Genomic DNA, 16,653 nt, shown 5'->3' on the forward strand with positions numbered 1-16,653 from the left:
GTGAGGCATTTTCCGGTGTATGAAAAATCCAGTGATTGCCGATCCGCCTTTTGATGAATTGCAGCGTCTTGCAACGCTTCATAGCGAAGGCCAGTTCGCATCTGCCTACGATCAGGGCAAGGCGATAGCGCTTGCCTTTCCGCGCTCTCCTGCGCTTTCCAATATTCTGGGTGTTCTGGCCATGATGCTGGGGCGGGAAGAGGAGGCGGTGGAGAATTTTCAGAAGTCGCTGGCGCTCAAACCCGACTTTCATCCGGTGCGCGCCAATCTCGGCAATATGCTGCGCGAAGCCGGGCGTCTCAATGAGGCGCGCACGGCTCTGCAGGCAGGGCTGGAGATGGAGCCGGGAAGGGCGGAGTTTTTGACCGGACTGGCCAATGTGGAAGCGGCAAGCGGTCACACCAGCGCGGCTATCGAGCTGTTTCGTCAGGCAATCGTTGCCAATCCCAAGGCTGCCGAAAACTACAACTATCTCGGCACTGTTTTGGCGGGGCTGGGAAAATATGCCGACGCCTTGTCGATCTTTCGCACGGCGCTTCAGGTCAAACCGGATTTTGCCGAAGCCTATGCTGGCATGGCAGAGGTCTTGCAGGCCATGGACAAGCTAGACATGGCGCTTTCAGCCTACGAGACGGCGGTGAAGCTTTCACCAAAATCGCCGGCGCTTCATATCAACCTCGCTGCCTTTCATGCCAATACGGGCCATCCCGAAAAGGCGGCAGAACACTACCAAAAAGCAGTTTCACTCGATCCCGAAAACCTGATGGCGCTTGCGTCCAGCCTCTATTACAGGGCGATGCTTTGCCAGTGGGATGGTGAACGCATACGGGATATGCAGCGTCTGGCTGACGCTGAATTTCATCCCAGGCAGAAGTCGTCGCCCAGTCCGTTTATCGTGATGACGATGTTTGATGACCCGGCGCTTCAATTGCGAGCGGCGAAGGCTGCGGCGGTACGTCGGCCGCCAGAAAATGTCAGCGCAGCCGTGCCTGTGCCGGCTGTTTCCGACAGGATCAGGCTCGGCTATTTCTCTGCCGACTTTCACAATCATGCAACGATGCACTTGATGGGGCGGCTGTTTGAGCTGCACGACCGCTCCCGTTTTGAGGTTCACGCGTTTTCCTTCGCCAAGGATGATCAAGAAGGGGCCCATCGGCGGCGTCTCGTGGCAAACATCGATGCTTTCCATGATGTCAGTGCAATGGGTGTGGAAGACATTGCTGCACTGTCGCGCAAACTCGGCATCGAAATCGCCGTCGATCTGAAAGGCCATACGCGTGATAATCGCGCCGGCGCTTTCACCGCTCGCGCTGCGCCCATTCAAGTGAACTATCTCGGCTATCCCGGAACCTGTGGCAGCTCTGATTGGGACTATATCGTTGCCGATCAGCGCATTATCCCGGAGGATGCAGAACAGTTTTACGCGGAAAAGCTGGTGGCCTTGCCCGATAGCTATCAGGTCAACGATGATCGCAAGGCAATCGCGGGGCAAACCTTTACGCGAAGCGAATGCGGGCTTCCTGAGGACGGTTTTGTTTTCTGCTGCTTCAACAGCGCCTACAAGATCACGCCGGATGAGTTTGATATCTGGATGCGGCTTCTGCAGCGTGTCGAAGGCAGCGTGTTGTGGCTGCTTGCGGCAACATCCACGACAACCGACAATTTGCGCCGTGCGGCGGCTGCGCGCGGGGTGGACCCGGAACGCCTGATCTTTGCCGAGCGCACCCAAATTGACGCACACCTGGCGCGCCATCGGCTGGCGGATCTGTTTCTGGATACATTCGTGGTGAATGCGCATACAACAGCAAGTGATGCGCTCTGGGCGGGGATTCCGGTGCTCACCATGGCGGGGCGCGCCTTTGCGGCGCGCGTTTCGGCAAGTCTGCTTCATGCGGTTGAATTGCCGGAGCTTGTGGTTGAGAGCCGTGAACACTACGAGCAGCTTGCTCTCGATCTGGCTGCAGACAAGGCCCGTCTCGATGCCTTGAAAGCGCATTTGCGTGCCGACCCTGCGCGCCTTCCACTTTTCGACAGCCTTCGTTACACACGGAATCTGGAACGGGCTTATGAGCAGATGAGCGCAGCGTGGCGGGCGGGCAGACAGCCGGAACGAATTCTTCTGTGAAAGTGGCGCTGCCGCACTGTCACAATATATTCATAGTTTTGTCATGCGGGTTTAACTGAGGCGGCGCATTTCCTTCTTCTGAAACGTCGGGGGCCGACGTGCAAGGGAGACATGAGATGAAAAATATCCGCACGGTCTTGTTGACCGCAACCGCACTCTGTTCCATCTCGGGTGCCGCCATGGCCGGCACTCTGCAGTTCAAGGGCATTGATGCCCCGACCGAAGATGCTGACAAGCGCCAGGTTCGCGTTTCTACATCGGTAACGATCGACGGCAAGGAATATCCGCTGGCATGGCACACGATGGCCCGCGCTGGACAAAAGATCGGCGAAAAGGAATTCGGCGTTCTGACGGACGCAAAGGGTACGCCGCTCTACAATATCGACGGCACGCCGGCTGTTCAGGATTCGGCCGATTTCACGTCGATCCTTCCGGTCGGCAGCAAGCTCTTCTCGATCACTCATTTCGAAAGCCGCCCGGCCGCCATGTATATCAGCGAACTGAAGCAGGACGCTGACGGTAATATGACGCCGATCTCCACGCGTCCGGTCGATTTCTCGAGCGTCGGCGGTCTGTGGGTTCCCTGCGCCGGTTCTGTCACGCCGTGGAATACGCATCTGGGCTCTGAAGAATATTCGCCGAACGCCGATGAAGTCGAGCGCGCACGCACCTATGGCCAGCTCGATGATTACATGCTGCCGATGGCCCGCTACTTTGGTGTCGATACCGCAACAGCTCCGATTTCCGCCTTCAAGGACGTCTTTAAACCTTACAACTACGGCTATCCGGTTGAAGTGAAGGTGACCAACGAGAACGGCGACACCGACGTGACCAAGCACTACGCCATGGGCCGCGGCGCTGTTGAACTGGCATATGTTATGCCCGACCTGAAGACGGCCTACATCACCGATGACGGCACCAATACCGGTCTCTATCGTTTCGTCGCGGATAAGGAAGGCGATCTGTCCGCCGGTCAGCTTTATGCCGCTCAGTGGAACCAGACGTCGGATGAAGGTGCAGGCGCTGCCGACATCAAGTGGATCGATCTTGGCCATGCCACCGATGCCGAACTGGAAGTCGCCATCAATCTCGGTGCCAAGTTCTCCGACATTTTCGACAGCGAGCGCTTCGACGATGACGGCAACTGCCCGGAAGGTTTTCTGCCTTCGAATGCCGAAGGCCGCTCCGAGTGCCTGAAGGTGAAGCCGGGCATGGAAAAGCTCGCTTCGCGCCTTGAAACCCGTCGTTACGCTTCAATGCATGGTGCAACGACCGAATTCCGCAAGATGGAAGGCCTGGCCTTCGATCCGGATGGCAAGCGTCTCTTCCTCGCCATGTCTGAAGTCGAGCGCGGCATGGAAGACAATATCAAGGACGGCAAATACGATCTTGGCGGCCGCAATGCCGTGAAGGTTGCCGCCAACCCCTGTGGTGCTGTTTATGAAATGCCTTTCGGCGACGACTATGTCGTGACCTCCATGAAGTCTTTCGTGGAAGGCAAGCCGCATGAATATACGGACGGCCCCTATGCCGGCCAGACTTGCGATATCGATGGCGTTGCCAACCCCGACAACCTGACCTTCATTCCGGGTTACAACACGCTGATCATCGCGGAAGACACAGGCTCGGGTCACCAGAACGATGCGACCTGGGCGGTGAACACCGAAACCAAGGAAATGACCCGTATCACCACCACGCCCTACGGTTCTGAAAACACCTCGACCGACTGGTTCGCCAATGTCAACGGTCACGCCTACCTGACCACGGTCGTTCAGCACCCCTATGGCGAATCTGATGAAGACAAGCTGGAGAACCCCGAAGATGCCCGCGCTTATGTCGGCTACATCGGACCGTTCCCGGTTCTGGAGAATACAAACTAAGCCTTTTCAGCAAGACCTTTTGATGACGCGTCGCCGCCCGGGAAACCGGGCGGCTTTTCTATGCTTGCCATTGGATTTGAAAGGCAGATATCTTGGCGGCATTGAGATTCTTGCCGGAGCGTTTTGTTGAAAAAAGAAGAGTTTGTCTCCCGTTTCGGGGGCGTTTTCGAGCATTCACCCTGGGTGGCTGAAAGGGCATTCGATGCAGGGCTGCCGGCGGTGTTGACGTCCGATGTCGTAAAGTCGGCGATGAACGATGCCTTTCGCGCAGCTTCAACCGAAGAGCGGCTTGATGTGCTGCGGGCGCACCCCGATCTTGCCGGCAAGCTGGCGGTTGCGGGAAAGCTGACTGACGACAGTCGCAAGGAACAGGCCGGCGCTGGTCTCGACAGGCTGAGCGCAGAAGAGCATGCGCGTTTTACGGCGCTCAACACGGCCTATATGGACAAGTTCGGCTTTCCCTTCATCATCGCAGTGAAGGGGCACAACAAGGATTCTATTCTTGAGGCCTTTGAAACCCGCGTCAACAATTCGGCTGAGGCCGAACTGGAGACTGCTGCGGCGCAGGTGGAACGGATTGCGGGATTTCGCATCGACGCCATCCTGCACGAGGACGAGACATGAGTGTGACCCTGCAGGTTGTTCGCTCGAACGCCGATTGCATTGTGGCTTGAAGGTGGTTTGATGTCATTGTCCATTTCTCCCTTGACCGCCGCTACCTTTGCGCCATTTGGCGATGTTCTTGAGGCAGATGGCTCGCGCATGCATCTGATCAATGGCGGAACGACTGAGCGTTTTCATGCGCTTGGCGAAACGGAAGCTCTGGGTGAGGGGGCAAAGATCATTCTCAACATCTTCCGCGGTCAGCCCCGACACTTTCCCTATGCCGTTGACATGATGGAGCGCCACCCCTTGGGGAGCCAGTCGTTCAGTCCGCTGTCCGGGCGGCCTTTTCTGGTGGTGGTTGCGCTCGATGAGGGTGGAAAACCCGGCCTGCCGCAGGTGTTTCTGGCGGGGCCGCATCAGGGGGTGAATTACCGCGCCAACGTGTGGCACCATCCGCTGATGTGTCTCAAGGAGGTCAGCGACTTTCTGGTGGCGGACCGTTCAGGCCCCGGCAACAATCTCGAAGAATATTTCTACGATACGCCATTCACGATTGAGGAGCCCATTTTATGGCCGGATTGACGACGCATGTTCTGGACGCTGCAGCCGGAACGCCCGCCGAAGGGTTGAAAATCGATCTTTACCGGCTCACCGGGTCCGAGAAAATCTTGCTCAAAACGGTGGTGACCAATCACGATGGGCGTGTGGATGGCGGGCCGATGCTGGTCGGGGACAGCTTTCAGGCTGGCACTTACGAGCTCGAATTTCATGCGGGCGACTATTTGAGAGCGAAGGGTCACAAGCTCCCCGAGCCTGCCTTTCTGGACATTATTCCTATCCGCTTCGGCATTGCCGACACAGATGCGCATTACCACGTTCCGTTGTTGCTTTCGCCCTTCAGCTATTCGACCTATCGCGGGAGCTGATCGCGGTGAAGCTGGCGGTGATTGCCGATATTCATGGAAATCACCTGGCGCTTGAAGCGGTGCTGGACGACATTGCCAAGCAGGGTGTTGATGTAACGCTCAATCTCGGCGACTGCTTCAGCGGGCCGCTGGAGGCGGGCAAGGTTGCCGACATGCTGATCCCGCTCAATCTTTCGACGGTGAGAGGAAACCATGATCGGGCGCTCATCGACCGGCCTCGTGAAGCCATGAGCGATTGGGAGGTCCCCTCCATTGCTCAGCTCAGCGAAGCGCATCTGGAATGGATACGAACGCTGCCGTTCGAAATGCGGATGAATGGTGTTTATTGTTGTCATGCCACGCCGCAGGACGACAATACCTATTGGACGGAAACCGTTTCGCCGTCCGGGAGCTTTCAGCTGAACCCTTTGCGGGACATCGAGCGCATTGCTGAGGGGATTTCCGAGCCGTTGATCCTGTGCGGGCATACGCATATTGCGCGCGCTGTTCATCTCTCGGATGGACGCATGATCGTCAATCCGGGCAGCGTGGGCTGCCCCGGCTATGACTATGATGTACCGCGTTATCACAAGGTCGAGGTGGGACATCCTTTCGCCAGTTACGCCATTGTCGAAGCAATGGCGCGTGGCTGGCAGGCTCAGTTTCGACAGGTGCGCTACGATCACCATGAAGCTGCGCGGATCGCGCGCGAGCGGAGCTTTCATGATTGGGCCGCCGTGCTTGGCGGTGGATGGCTGCCTGAAGACTAGAAATGCTCGCCCTGCCGGAAAGGGCCAACGCGAATGCCGGCGGTGACGAGATAGGCGGTGGACCAGCCGATGAGCAGGAAACCGTTGATACTTTCCAGTGCCGCCAGAATGCGCCACTGATGATTGGGAACGACATCGCCGAAACCGACCGTGGAGAAGGTGGTGGTGGAGAGGTAAAGCGATGTTTCGAAATCGGGCATGGTTCCGAGCAAATCGTAGACTGCCGCCCATAGCCAGACTTCCACTGTCATGACCGCGAAAATACCGATGACGACCGTGTTCATCGCGAGGACCCGATTGCGCCGGCCCCTGATGCGGAAGCGCGCCGTAATCCAGTTCATCGTGTATGTTACAAACATCAGGCCGTAGGTGTGGATGACGACCGTTGCTGAAATGAGGATGATGCCGATAACAAGGTTCAGGAACATCGGGACTCCGCGTGGGTGCTCCTGCAGCTCAAGGATAAGCAAAGCCGCGTGGCAGTACATCCGTGCTCACGCGGCTTTTCAACGGGTGTTTCCACCGGTATTGCGTTGAGATTGTCAGAGCATGGTTAACAAAAGGTTAACGCGGCATCCCCAATGCTGACTTGGCCGGTTCGCCGGCAATGTAGGTTTCGGCAATGGCGCGGTCGTCGCCCATGGTCTGGAGGAGGAAGAGTTCTTCGCTGAGCGTTGAAACGGTTTCGGCCTTCAGCGCCATCGGCGGTGTTGAGGCCATGTCGAGGACCACGAGGTCTGCGTCGAGACCGGGGGCCAGCGCGCCGATATGATTGTCCAGGGACAGTGCTTCGGCATTGCCGCGGGTCATGAGGTAGAAGCTTTCCAGCGGGTTCAGTCTTTCGCCCAGGAGCTGCTGGATCTTGTAGGCTTCGTCCATGGTTTTGAGCATGGAATAGTTGGAGCCGCCACCGATATCGGTGGCGACGGCGATGCGCACCGGCTTTTGGCGGTTCTGCAATTTGCGCATGGGAAACAGACCGGAGCCCAGGAACAGATTGGACGTGGGGCAGTGGACGGCAACCGAACCGCTCTCACTCATGGCGTCCATTTCACGCTCGGACAGATGGATGGCGTGACCGAACAGGCTTCTTGGTCCCAGCAGTCCGTAGATTTCGTAAATGTCGGTATAGTCTTTCGCCTGCGGATAGAGCGAACAGGAGAAGGCGATTTCGTCCCTGTTTTCCGACAGGTGTGTCTGGATGTGGAGATCGGGAAATTCTCTGGCCAGCGCCTGCGCGGCCTCCAGCTGTGCCGGGGTGGAGGTGATGGCAAAGCGCGGGGTGATGGCCACATGATTGCGCCCCTTGCCATGCCAATCGGCAATCACCTGCCGGGTGTCGTCATAGCCTGATTGGGCCGTGTCTGTGAGCGCTTCCGGCGCATTGCGATCCATCATGACCTTGCCGGCAACCATGCGCATGTTCCGCTTCAGGCTTTCGGCAAAGAACGCATCTGCGGATACTTTATGAACCGAACAATAGGCGACTGCCGTTGTGGTGCCATGGCGCACCATCTCATCAAAGAAGTGAGCGGCGAATCGCGCGGCGTGTTCGGCTGAGGCAAAGCGCTGCTCTTCGATGAAGGTGTAGGTGTTGAGCCATTCCAGAAGATTGGCGGCATAGGAGCCAATGACCTGCATCTGCGGAAAATGCAGATGGGTGTCGATCAGGCCTGGCATGATGAGATGTGGACGGTGGTCGATTTCCTCGGCATCTTCACCGGCCTGCGGTTTGACATCCGAATAAGATCCGGCCGCGACAATCTTGCCTGCCTGAATTAACAGCGCGCCATCTTCCTGGTAGGTATAGGCACCCTTGTCCTCCAGATTTTCCGGACGGCGATGGAAGGAGAGCGTGCGGCCTCTGAGAAGACATTTGGACATTCGAAAACCCAAGTTCGAGTGAAGTGCGGCGCGTGGGAAGCGCCTGATCGCGACCGCTCTAGCTACCAGCTGAAGCGCTTTCATACCATCCCTTCAGAATGGCGCGTTCCTCGGGTGTGATCTCGCTGACATTGCCGGGCGGCATGGCATGGCTACGGGCTGCCTGTAGATAGATTTCGCGGGCATGGGCCACGATTTCCCCATCCGTATCGAACATCACGTCCTTAGGCGCGCGCGCCAGGCCATCGTAAACCGGCTCTGCCGTATGGCACATGGAACATCGCACCTGCACAACCTCGCGGGCACTATCGAAATGCGCGTTCTGTGCAAATTTCTGGAAAGCCGGGGCGATGCTGACATCCTGTTCTTCTTCTCCACTCAGCATCTTTGGCACAGTGGAAAGCCACATGATCAGGATGAACAGAACGGCAGTCGCCATCCATGTCCAAAGCGGTTTGCCCTTGCGGGCATGAACCGTGTTGAACCAATGGCGGATCGTGACACCCATGAGGAACACGAGAGCGGCGATGATCCAGTTATACTTCGTGCCAAAGGCGAGCGGATAGTGGTTCGACAGCATGAAGAAAAGAACGGGCAGGGTGAGATAGTTGTTATGCAGTGAACGCTGCTTGGCGATGATGCCGAATTTCGGATCGGGCGTGCGGCCCGCAATCATATCCGCAACCGTGATTTTCTGGTTGGGGATGATGATGAAGAAGACATTGGCCGACATGATGGTGGCGGTAAATGCGCCCAGATGCAGGAAGGCAGCGCGGCCGGTGAAAATCTGCGTATAGCCCCAGGCCATGACAACCAATGCCATGTAGAGAACGGCCATCAGGCCCCAGGTGTTCTTGCCAATCGGGGATTTGCAGAGCGTGTCATAGATCAGCCAGCCAACAGAGAGCGAGGCGATGGAAATGAGGATTGCCTGCCAGTTTTCCAGATCCAGCACATGACGGTCGATCAGGAAAAGGTCGGCACTGCCATAATAGACGATCGCCAGCATGCAGAAGCCGGAAAGCCAGGTCATATAGCTTTCCCACTTGAACCATGTCAGATGTTCGGGCAGTTCCGGCGGTGCAACGAGATATTTCTGCATGCGGTAGAAGCCGCCGCCATGCACCTGCCACTCTTCGCCGTACACCCCTTCCGGCAGGCCCGGCGCTTTGCGCAGGCCATGATCGAGCGCGACGAAATAAAAGGACGATCCGATCCAAGCAATCGCAGTGATGACGTGGAACCACCGCATTGCAAACCCCAACCATTCCCAGACGATGCCGAGTTCGTACATATTGTTCCCCTTTTGCCTCCCAAAATGACAATGAGAAAAATTTTGACCATTTGGAAGAGAAAAGTGACCGCAAAACCCAGCATTATCTTTGCCGGCTTGAACCGGCGCCAAAAAAAAATATTGAGAGAGGTGGTATTTTCTAAAGCGCGGTGCGACGGGCGGCCCGGAGACGGAAAAGCCAGAGCAGAACAAGGAAGAGCAAGGTCACAAAGGCGATGGTGTCAAAGACCGACTTCAGCAGGGTGAATGTGCTGGCTGCTGTGACCATACCATGCCCAATCTCGTCGACCGGTGTCACAAGCAATTTCTTGACAGCCCCGTTTTCAAGATAGTCGAATAGCATGCCCGGCCATGCGACGAGAGAGATGAGAAATTTCCAAACCTTGGTGTTTGGCACCAGCATCGCAATCGCAAGAGCGAGACAGGAAGCCAGGCAGAGCGGGTAGAGCAGGTCAAGTGTGTGCTGTGGACCAAGGTAGAGAGTTCGGCCACTTTCGCTCAGCTGGCTCAGAAAGACGAGAGCGTCTTCATAAGAATAACCCATTGGGCGCAAGTCGAAAGGGATCAGGCCACCAGCTTCGGTCTGTATGGACGGCAATGTCCAGAAAACCATTGTCGCGTAAAGACCCATGGTGACCACGAACAGTGACCAGAAAATGATTTTGGCCGTTTTCATGAAAAGTGTTGATTCCGTAAAAGACTCTATATTTTGTCTGTCTTCTACCAATAGGCGAAGGCAAAATCAATTTTTGGTTTAGTTTTCGTCGGCTGCAATGCACAATTATAATGTTTCTATTCGTATTACTATTTCTTTGTTTTTCGCTCGGAATTGGTTGCCTTTGTGGACTTGCCGTTTGCCAATTTTACCAGGATTTCTGCTGTTGTGAGAGCCGCGATGACTGCGGGTCGCTTGTCTTTCGTCTTCCCACCTATGGGCGTTGTCAGCCGGTTGAGGGCGGAGGGTTTGCCACCCTCCCGCTGCAGCCATTTGGCAAAAGTCGCCCGTTTGGTTGCTGATCCGATCATGCCGACATAGGCAAGATCACCGCGTTTGAGCGCTTCTGCGGCAATGAGAAAATCAAGCGCGTGATCATGGGTCAGTATGACGACCGCAGAGTGCGGCGGGATGTTTGCCACCATGGCTTCCGGCATGGCGACACAGATAGTCTCCACCCCGGCTGCCAGCCCGTTCAGTTCATGCGCGCGTGTTTCCACGGCAATCGTGTGCAGCGGAAGGGGGGCAAGGGCAGCAGCCAGCGCTTTGCCGGTATGCCCGGCTCCGAAAATATAGACATGCGGATTTTCCGCGTCGTCGGCCTTGAGGCGGGCGGTCAGATTTTCCGCGACGGCACTATCGACGGGGGTAAAAACAATCTCCACCCTTCCGCCGCAGCATTGACCGATTTCCGGCCCCAGAGGAATATCGAGTTTCAGAGCATGCTTCTTTTCGGCAAGCAGCATGCGGGCATGGTCGATGGCCAGATATTCCAGCTGGCCGCCACCGATTGTACCGATCTGTGCTTTCTTCGAAACCAGCATCCAGGCATCTTTTTCGCGCGGCGTCGAGCCTTTTGCCCCGGCAATCTCAACGAGGATCGCGGGCTTTTCAGTCGCCAGAAATGTTTCCAGCGCATCAAACATCTTTCTATAAGCCCTTCATCTGCTCAACCGCCATGAGGATGCGTTCAGGGGTGGCCGGCGTGTCGAGGCGCGGGCAGACCTTATAGCCTGAGACCGAGGCGACAGCCATGGAAAGCGCTTCCAGAACGGAGACCGGCAGCATGAGCGGCGGTTCACCCACAGCCTTGGAGCGCCCGATCGTCGGTTCGGCATTCACAGACCATTCGGCAAGGCGGACATTGAAGACCTCTGGCTTGTCGGAGGCGAGCGGGATTTTGTAGGTCGATGGCGCGTGGGTGCGCAGCATGCCCTTGTCATCCCACCACAATTCTTCCGTGGTCAACCAGCCCATACCCTGAATGAAGCCGCCCTCGATCTGACCGATGTCGATGGCCGGATTGAGCGAACGTCCCACATCGTGAAGCACATCCGAGCGGTGGACGATGTATTCGCCCGTCAGCGTGTCGATCGATACTTCGGAAACAGACGCGCCATAGGCGTAGTAATAAAATGGTCGGCCCCTGCCGCTGTCGCGGTCCCAGTGAATTTTCGGCGTCTTGTAGAAGCCCGCGGCCGAAAGCTGGATGCGGGCGAAATAGGCCTGTTTGATGAAGTCATCGAAAGCGATTTCCTCATTGCCGATGCGCACCCGGTTCGGCAGGAAAGTCACCTGATCTTCGGGCACTTTGCGGCTTTCAACGGCAAAGGCGATCAGGCGTTCCTTGATCTGGCGTGCGGCATCGAAGGCGGCCATGCCGTTCAGGTCGGAACCGGATGACGCGGCGGTGGCTGATGTATTCGGTACTTTGCCTGTGGTCGTCGCGGTGATCTTCACGCGCTCGATATCCACCTGGAAACAATCGGCAATCACCTGGGCAACCTTGGTATAAAGGCCTTGGCCCATTTCCGTGCCGCCATGGTTCAGGTGAATGGAGCCGTCCTTGTAGACATGAACAAGCGCACCGGCCTGGTTATACGCCGTCATCGTGAAAGAGATGCCGAATTTGACGGGCGTGAGGGCAATGCCCTTCTTGATATATTTGCTTGTCTTGTTGAATTCGACAATGGCGTTGCGGCGGGCCTGATAATCCGTGCTTTCCTCAAGCTCGGCGACGACGCGTGGCATGATGTTGTCTTCAACGGTCTGGTGGTAGGGGGTTAAATCGCGGCCCGAGCCTGCTTCGCCGTAGAAGTTCAGCTTTCTGATCTCCAGCGGGTCCTTGCCGACAGCGTAGGCCACTTCCTCGATAAACCGTTCAGCGCCCACCAAGCCCTGCGGACCGCCGAAACCACGAAAAGCGGTGTTGGACACCGTGTTGGTTTTCACCGGCTCGCTCAGGAGCTCCACGTGGGGATAGAAGTATGCATTGTCGGCGTGAAAGAGGGCGCGATCCGTAACCGGGCCGGAGAGGTCGGATGAGTAGCCGCAGCGCGCAGCAAAATTGGCTTTCACTGCTTCAATGCGCCCTTCGTCGTCGTAGCCGATTTCATAGTCGACCACAAAGTCGTGGCGTTTGCCGGTGACGGTCATGTCCTCGTCGCGGTCAAGACGGAACTTGACGGCGCGTCCCGTTTTGCGGGCGGCAACGGCGGCCAGACAGGCAAATTGATTGCCTTGCGTCTCCTTGCCGCCAAAGCCACCACCCATGCGGCGAACGTGGACGGTTACCGCATTGGCCGGCACGCCGAGCACATGGGACACCATGTCCTGGATTTCGGAGGGGTGCTGGGTTGAGGCCCAGACGGTCATTTCGTCGTCTTCACCGGGGATGGCGAGCGATATGTGACCCTCGAGATAGAAATGCTCCTGGCCGCCGATTTTCATCTGACCGCGCAGGCGGTTTGGCGCCTTGGCCATTGCTGATCCGACATCGCCGCGGGCAAGGCGCAAGGGCTTGGTGACGTAACCCGTTTCGGCCTTTTTCGCGTTCTCAACATCGACGGCAAAGGGCAGGTCTTCGTAGGTGATCCTGGCAAGACGGGCGGCGCGGCGGGCGGCTAAGCGTGTTTCGGCAATAACCGTGAAGGCCGCCTGGCCGTAAAATTCAACAATGTCTTCGGCCAGCACCGGCTCGTCGTGCAGATGTGCGCTGCTGATATCATTTGTGCCGGGCATGTCCTTGGCGGTCAGCACGGTGACGACACCCGGATAGGCTTCCACGTCGGAGAGATCCATGGAGAGAATGCGGGCGTGCGCACGCTGTGTCATGCCGAGTGCGGCATGCAGCAGGCCGGCTGGCTCGGGCATGTCGTCGATATAGTCTGCCGCACCGGTAACATGCTTGTGGGCCGAATCGTGTTTCAGCGTCGCGTGGATCGGGCCGGTGATGGATTTCGCGTTCATCGAACTCATTCGCCTGCCTCCTGCATTGCGTAGCGCTGTAATTCTATGGCCTCGCCGGTGGTTTCAGCAAAGAAGCGCAGCATGAGGTTTCCGGCGGTCAATGCGCGGTACTCAGCCGTTGCGCGCCAGTCGCTCAAGGGGCTGTAGGCAGATGACAGCAGGTCGCGGGCCGCATTGGCGGTTTCCGCAGACCATGGTTTGCCCTTCAAGAAGTTCTCGACCTCTGTTGCCCGCTTGGGTGTTGCGGCCATGCCGCCGAAGGCGATGCGGGCCTCCGTCACGCTGTTTTCGTCATCAAGCGCAATTCGGAATGCACCACAGAGGGCGGAAATATCCTCATCGCGCCGCTTGGAGATTTTGTAGACAGCGAAATGGTCATTTCGTGGCAGGAAAGGAATGGTGAGGCTTTCGACGAACTCGCCAGGCAAGCGGTCCTGCTTACCGTATGCGATGAAAAAATCTTCCAGCGCGATTTCCCTTGGACCTGCCATTGAATGCAATCGCAGCGTCGCACCGAGTGCAATGAGTGGCGGCGGCGTGTCGCCAATCGGCGAGCCGTTGGCAATATTGCCGCCGATCGTTCCCATATTGCGCACCTGCTGACCGCCGATGCGGTAAAAGAGCTTGGCGATTTTCGGGAAGTGCTGTTTGAAAACGGGAAGCGCCTGACTGTAAGTGACGCCGGCACCGAAGGTTATGCCCTCGGACGTTTGCTGAATGGTCTGCAATTCATCAAGGTGGCCGATGAACACGACCGGCGAAATATCGCGCATCTGTTTGGTTACCCAAAGCCCGGTATCAGTGGAGCCGGCAACGATGGTTGCATTCGGCTCGGTGGCCAGAACCTGGGCAAACTCGCTGAGGTTTGCAGGAACGATAAAGCGTTCGGTTCCGGCAAACTGGCGGATCGTCTTTTTGGGCTTCAACTCTTCCAGTTTTGCGGAGATTTCGGCGCGGTTGCGCATGACCGGATCCACCAGTGCGTCGGGCCTTTCTGCAGCAACCTTGAGGGCGGCTTTGAGAATCGTTTCATAGCCTGTGCAGCGACAGAGATTGCCTTGCAGGGCAACTTCAACATCATTTGCGCTGGGCGCGGGATTGCTCATCCAAAGCGAATAGAGCGACATGACAAATCCCGGTGTGCAGAAGCCGCACTGAGAGCCATGACAGTCGACCATGGCTTGCTGAACGGGATGCAGCTCGCCGTCCTTGCCGGCCAGATGCTCGATGGTGACGACATGCGTTGCGGACAGAGACGCGACGAAGCGGATGCAGGCGTTGACGGTTTCGTAGACAAGTTCGCCGTTTAGCAGGCGTCCCACCAGGACAGTGCAGGCCCCGCAATCGCCTTCGCCGCAGCCTTCCTTTGAGCCGGTGAGCCGCTTTTTCTCCCGCAACCAATCCAGGAGCGTCATTGTTGGTGATATGTCGCTTAATGCAACCGGTTCGTCATTGAGAATAAAACGAATCATCTGGCTTTGCGGCATATATTTCTGTTCCCTTTTTTGCGTCACCCGATTTGCGCACGGACACATCCGTGGCCTGAATTTGTGGGTGATGATCGGTGTGCGCTGCACCAATATGGGAAGCTAAGACCAAATGGAGAGCGTTGGCAATGGTAAGTTTTTCCAGCTGGTAAAATATGCGTCTGCGCGGTGTTGTTGCCATTAGATATTTGACAATCAGGCGCGGGCGATATTGAAGTCGCTCGAAACGATATTCGGGAGGGTTTCATGGCAAGTTATGTGCTGGCGATTGATCAGGGAACGACTTCGAGCCGAGCCATTGTCTTCGATCGCGAGATGAAGATCGCAGGAAGCGGGCAGAAGGAATTCACGCAGATTTTTCCAGCATCCGGGCTTGTGGAGCACGATCCGGAAGAAATCTGGGAAAGTGTGATCTGGTCGATCAATGAGGCGTTGAAAAACGCGTCCATTGCAGCCAGCGACCTTTCGGCCATCGGAATTACCAACCAGCGGGAAACGGTTGTCGTCTGGGAGCGCCATACCGGCAAGGCCATCCATAACGCCATTGTGTGGCAGGACAGGCGCACCTCGCAATGGTGCAACAAGGCGAAAAAGGATGGTCTGGAGAAGGTCTTCAACAAGAAGACTGGCCTGCTTCTCGATCCCTATTTCTCCGGCACCAAGCTTTCCTGGGTGCTTTCGAACGTCAAGGGCGCGCGCAAGCGGGCGCAGGATGGCGAACTCTGCTTTGGCACCATCGATACGTTCCTCATCTGGCGGCTGACCGGTGGTGAAGCCTTTGTGACCGACGCGACCAATGCATCGCGCACACTGATGTTCAACATCGCCAAGAACAAGTGGGACAAGGAGCTTCTCGACATTCTCGATGTGCCAGCGGCCATGCTGCCCGAGGTTCTGGATTGTGCGGCAGATTTCGGTATCACCAAGGCCTCAGTGATAGGTGCTGAAGTTCCGATCCTCGGTGTTGCGGGTGATCAGCAGGCAGCAACCATCGGGCAGGCCTGCTTTGAACCCGGCATGTTCAAATCGACCTATGGAACCGGCTGTTTTGCTCTGTTGAATACCGGCAGCGACATGGTGCGTTCCAAGAACCGGCTTTTGACTACAATTGCTTATCGGCTTGATGGCGAGACGACCTATGCGCTCGAAGGGTCCATCTTTATTGCCGGTGCGGCCGTTCAGTGGTTGCGCGATGGTCTTAAAATCATCGGTGAGGCATCGGCGAGCGGAACGCTTGCCGCAGAGGCAGACCCCAATCAGGAGGTTTATCTCGTGCCGGCCTTTACCGGTCTTGGCGCACCGCATTGGGACCCGGATGCACGCGGCGCGATTTTCGGCATGACGCGCAGCACGGGACCGGCGGAATTTGCTCGCGCAGCGCTTGAAGCGGTTTGTTATCAGACACGTGACCTTCTGGACGCCATGAAGGGCGATTGGAAGGGCGGCGGACGCGAAACCGTATTGCGCGTCGATGGCGGCATGGTGGCCTCTGATTGGACCATGCAGCGCTTGTCGGACCTTCTGGATGCGCCGGTGGACCGTCCGACAATATTGGAAACGACGGCGCTGGGCGCGGCCTGGCTTGCCGGTTCAAGGGCAGGGGTCTGGCCGTCGCGGGACGAATTCTCCAAGAGCTGGGCGCGTGATCGCCGCTTTGAACCGCAGATGGATGAAAAGACGCGCAAGGCCAAGCTGAAGGGCTGGAAGGATGCTGTGCGGCGAACGCTGAGCTGAGCAG

At 57.0% G+C, this 16,653-nt stretch carries 14 protein-coding genes; 7 read left to right on the top strand and 7 right to left on the bottom strand.

Annotated elements, in window-relative coordinates; genetic code table 11:
• Window positions 1-19: 19 nt before the first annotated feature.
• The 6 genes from NHF56_RS02695 (at window position 20) to NHF56_RS02720 (ending at window position 6,286) form a co-directional block, all read left to right on the top strand.
• Window positions 20-2,125, top strand: coding sequence for a tetratricopeptide repeat protein (locus NHF56_RS02695; protein WP_252801343.1), 2,106 nt, complete (start codon window positions 20-22; stop codon window positions 2,123-2,125).
• A gap of 116 nt (window positions 2,126-2,241) precedes the next feature.
• Window positions 2,242-4,005 carry a PhoX family phosphatase gene (locus NHF56_RS02700; protein ID WP_252801346.1) on the top strand — a complete coding sequence of 588 codons (1,764 nt, stop codon included), beginning with the start codon at window positions 2,242-2,244 and terminating at the stop codon, window positions 4,003-4,005.
• Between the two features lie 123 nt (window positions 4,006-4,128).
• Window positions 4,129-4,629: a 2-oxo-4-hydroxy-4-carboxy-5-ureidoimidazoline decarboxylase gene (gene uraD / locus NHF56_RS02705; RefSeq protein WP_252801348.1), complete on the top strand. Its 501-nt coding sequence runs from the start codon at window positions 4,129-4,131 to the stop codon at window positions 4,627-4,629.
• Window positions 4,630-4,689: 60 nt separating this feature from the next.
• Complete coding sequence (locus tag NHF56_RS02710; RefSeq protein WP_252801350.1) at window positions 4,690-5,193, top strand: ureidoglycolate lyase; 504 nt, start codon at window positions 4,690-4,692, stop codon at window positions 5,191-5,193.
• Window positions 5,181-5,537, top strand: a complete 357-nt coding sequence (gene uraH / locus NHF56_RS02715) for a hydroxyisourate hydrolase (protein ID WP_252801353.1) — start codon at window positions 5,181-5,183, stop codon at window positions 5,535-5,537. The genes NHF56_RS02710 and uraH overlap by 13 nt, the downstream gene beginning before the upstream one ends.
• A gap of 5 nt (window positions 5,538-5,542) precedes the next feature.
• Complete coding sequence (locus tag NHF56_RS02720) at window positions 5,543-6,286, top strand: metallophosphoesterase family protein (RefSeq protein ID WP_252801355.1); 744 nt, start codon at window positions 5,543-5,545, stop codon at window positions 6,284-6,286.
• Here the strand turns inward: NHF56_RS02720 and NHF56_RS02725 are convergent.
• The 7 genes from NHF56_RS02725 to xdhA all read right to left on the bottom strand — a co-directional run bounded on the left by NHF56_RS02725 (window position 6,283) and on the right by xdhA (window position 14,900).
• Window positions 6,283-6,714, bottom strand: a complete 432-nt coding sequence (locus tag NHF56_RS02725; protein WP_252801357.1) for a potassium channel family protein — start codon at window positions 6,712-6,714, stop codon at window positions 6,283-6,285. The two genes, NHF56_RS02720 and NHF56_RS02725, sit on opposite strands and share 4 nt — an antisense overlap.
• Window positions 6,715-6,850: 136 nt before the next feature.
• Window positions 6,851-8,170: a guanine deaminase gene (gene guaD / locus NHF56_RS02730; protein WP_252801359.1), complete on the bottom strand. Its 1,320-nt coding sequence runs from the start codon at window positions 8,168-8,170 to the stop codon at window positions 6,851-6,853.
• A 58-nt stretch (window positions 8,171-8,228) separates the two neighbouring features.
• Window positions 8,229-9,464 carry a urate hydroxylase PuuD gene (locus NHF56_RS02735; protein WP_252801360.1) on the bottom strand — a complete coding sequence of 412 codons (1,236 nt, stop codon included), beginning with the start codon at window positions 9,462-9,464 and terminating at the stop codon, window positions 8,229-8,231.
• A 139-nt stretch (window positions 9,465-9,603) separates the two neighbouring features.
• Complete coding sequence (locus NHF56_RS02740) at window positions 9,604-10,140, bottom strand: hypothetical protein (protein WP_252801362.1); 537 nt, start codon at window positions 10,138-10,140, stop codon at window positions 9,604-9,606.
• A 128-nt stretch (window positions 10,141-10,268) separates the two neighbouring features.
• The gene (xdhC, locus tag NHF56_RS02745; RefSeq protein WP_252801364.1) at window positions 10,269-11,105 is read right to left on the bottom strand and encodes a xanthine dehydrogenase accessory protein XdhC; all 837 of its coding nucleotides are present in this window, start codon (window positions 11,103-11,105) and stop codon (window positions 10,269-10,271) included.
• A 4-nt stretch (window positions 11,106-11,109) separates the two neighbouring features.
• Entirely contained in the window at window positions 11,110-13,437 is a 2,328-nt protein-coding gene (gene xdhB, locus NHF56_RS02750) for a xanthine dehydrogenase molybdopterin binding subunit (protein WP_252801366.1), read from the bottom strand.
• Complete coding sequence (gene xdhA / locus NHF56_RS02755; protein ID WP_252801368.1) at window positions 13,434-14,900, bottom strand: xanthine dehydrogenase small subunit; 1,467 nt, start codon at window positions 14,898-14,900, stop codon at window positions 13,434-13,436. The genes xdhB and xdhA overlap by 4 nt, the downstream gene beginning before the upstream one ends.
• Before the next feature lie 261 nt (window positions 14,901-15,161).
• On the opposite strand from xdhA, the gene glpK reads away from it, so the two are divergent.
• Entirely contained in the window at window positions 15,162-16,649 is a 1,488-nt protein-coding gene (gene glpK, locus NHF56_RS02760) for a glycerol kinase GlpK (protein WP_252801370.1), read from the top strand.
• The last annotated feature ends 4 nt before the right edge of the window (window positions 16,650-16,653 follow it).

This window comes from Rhizobium sp. L1K21, assembly GCF_024055895.1.
In the GTDB taxonomy this organism is placed as follows: Bacteria; Pseudomonadota; Alphaproteobacteria; order Rhizobiales; family Rhizobiaceae; genus Ensifer_A.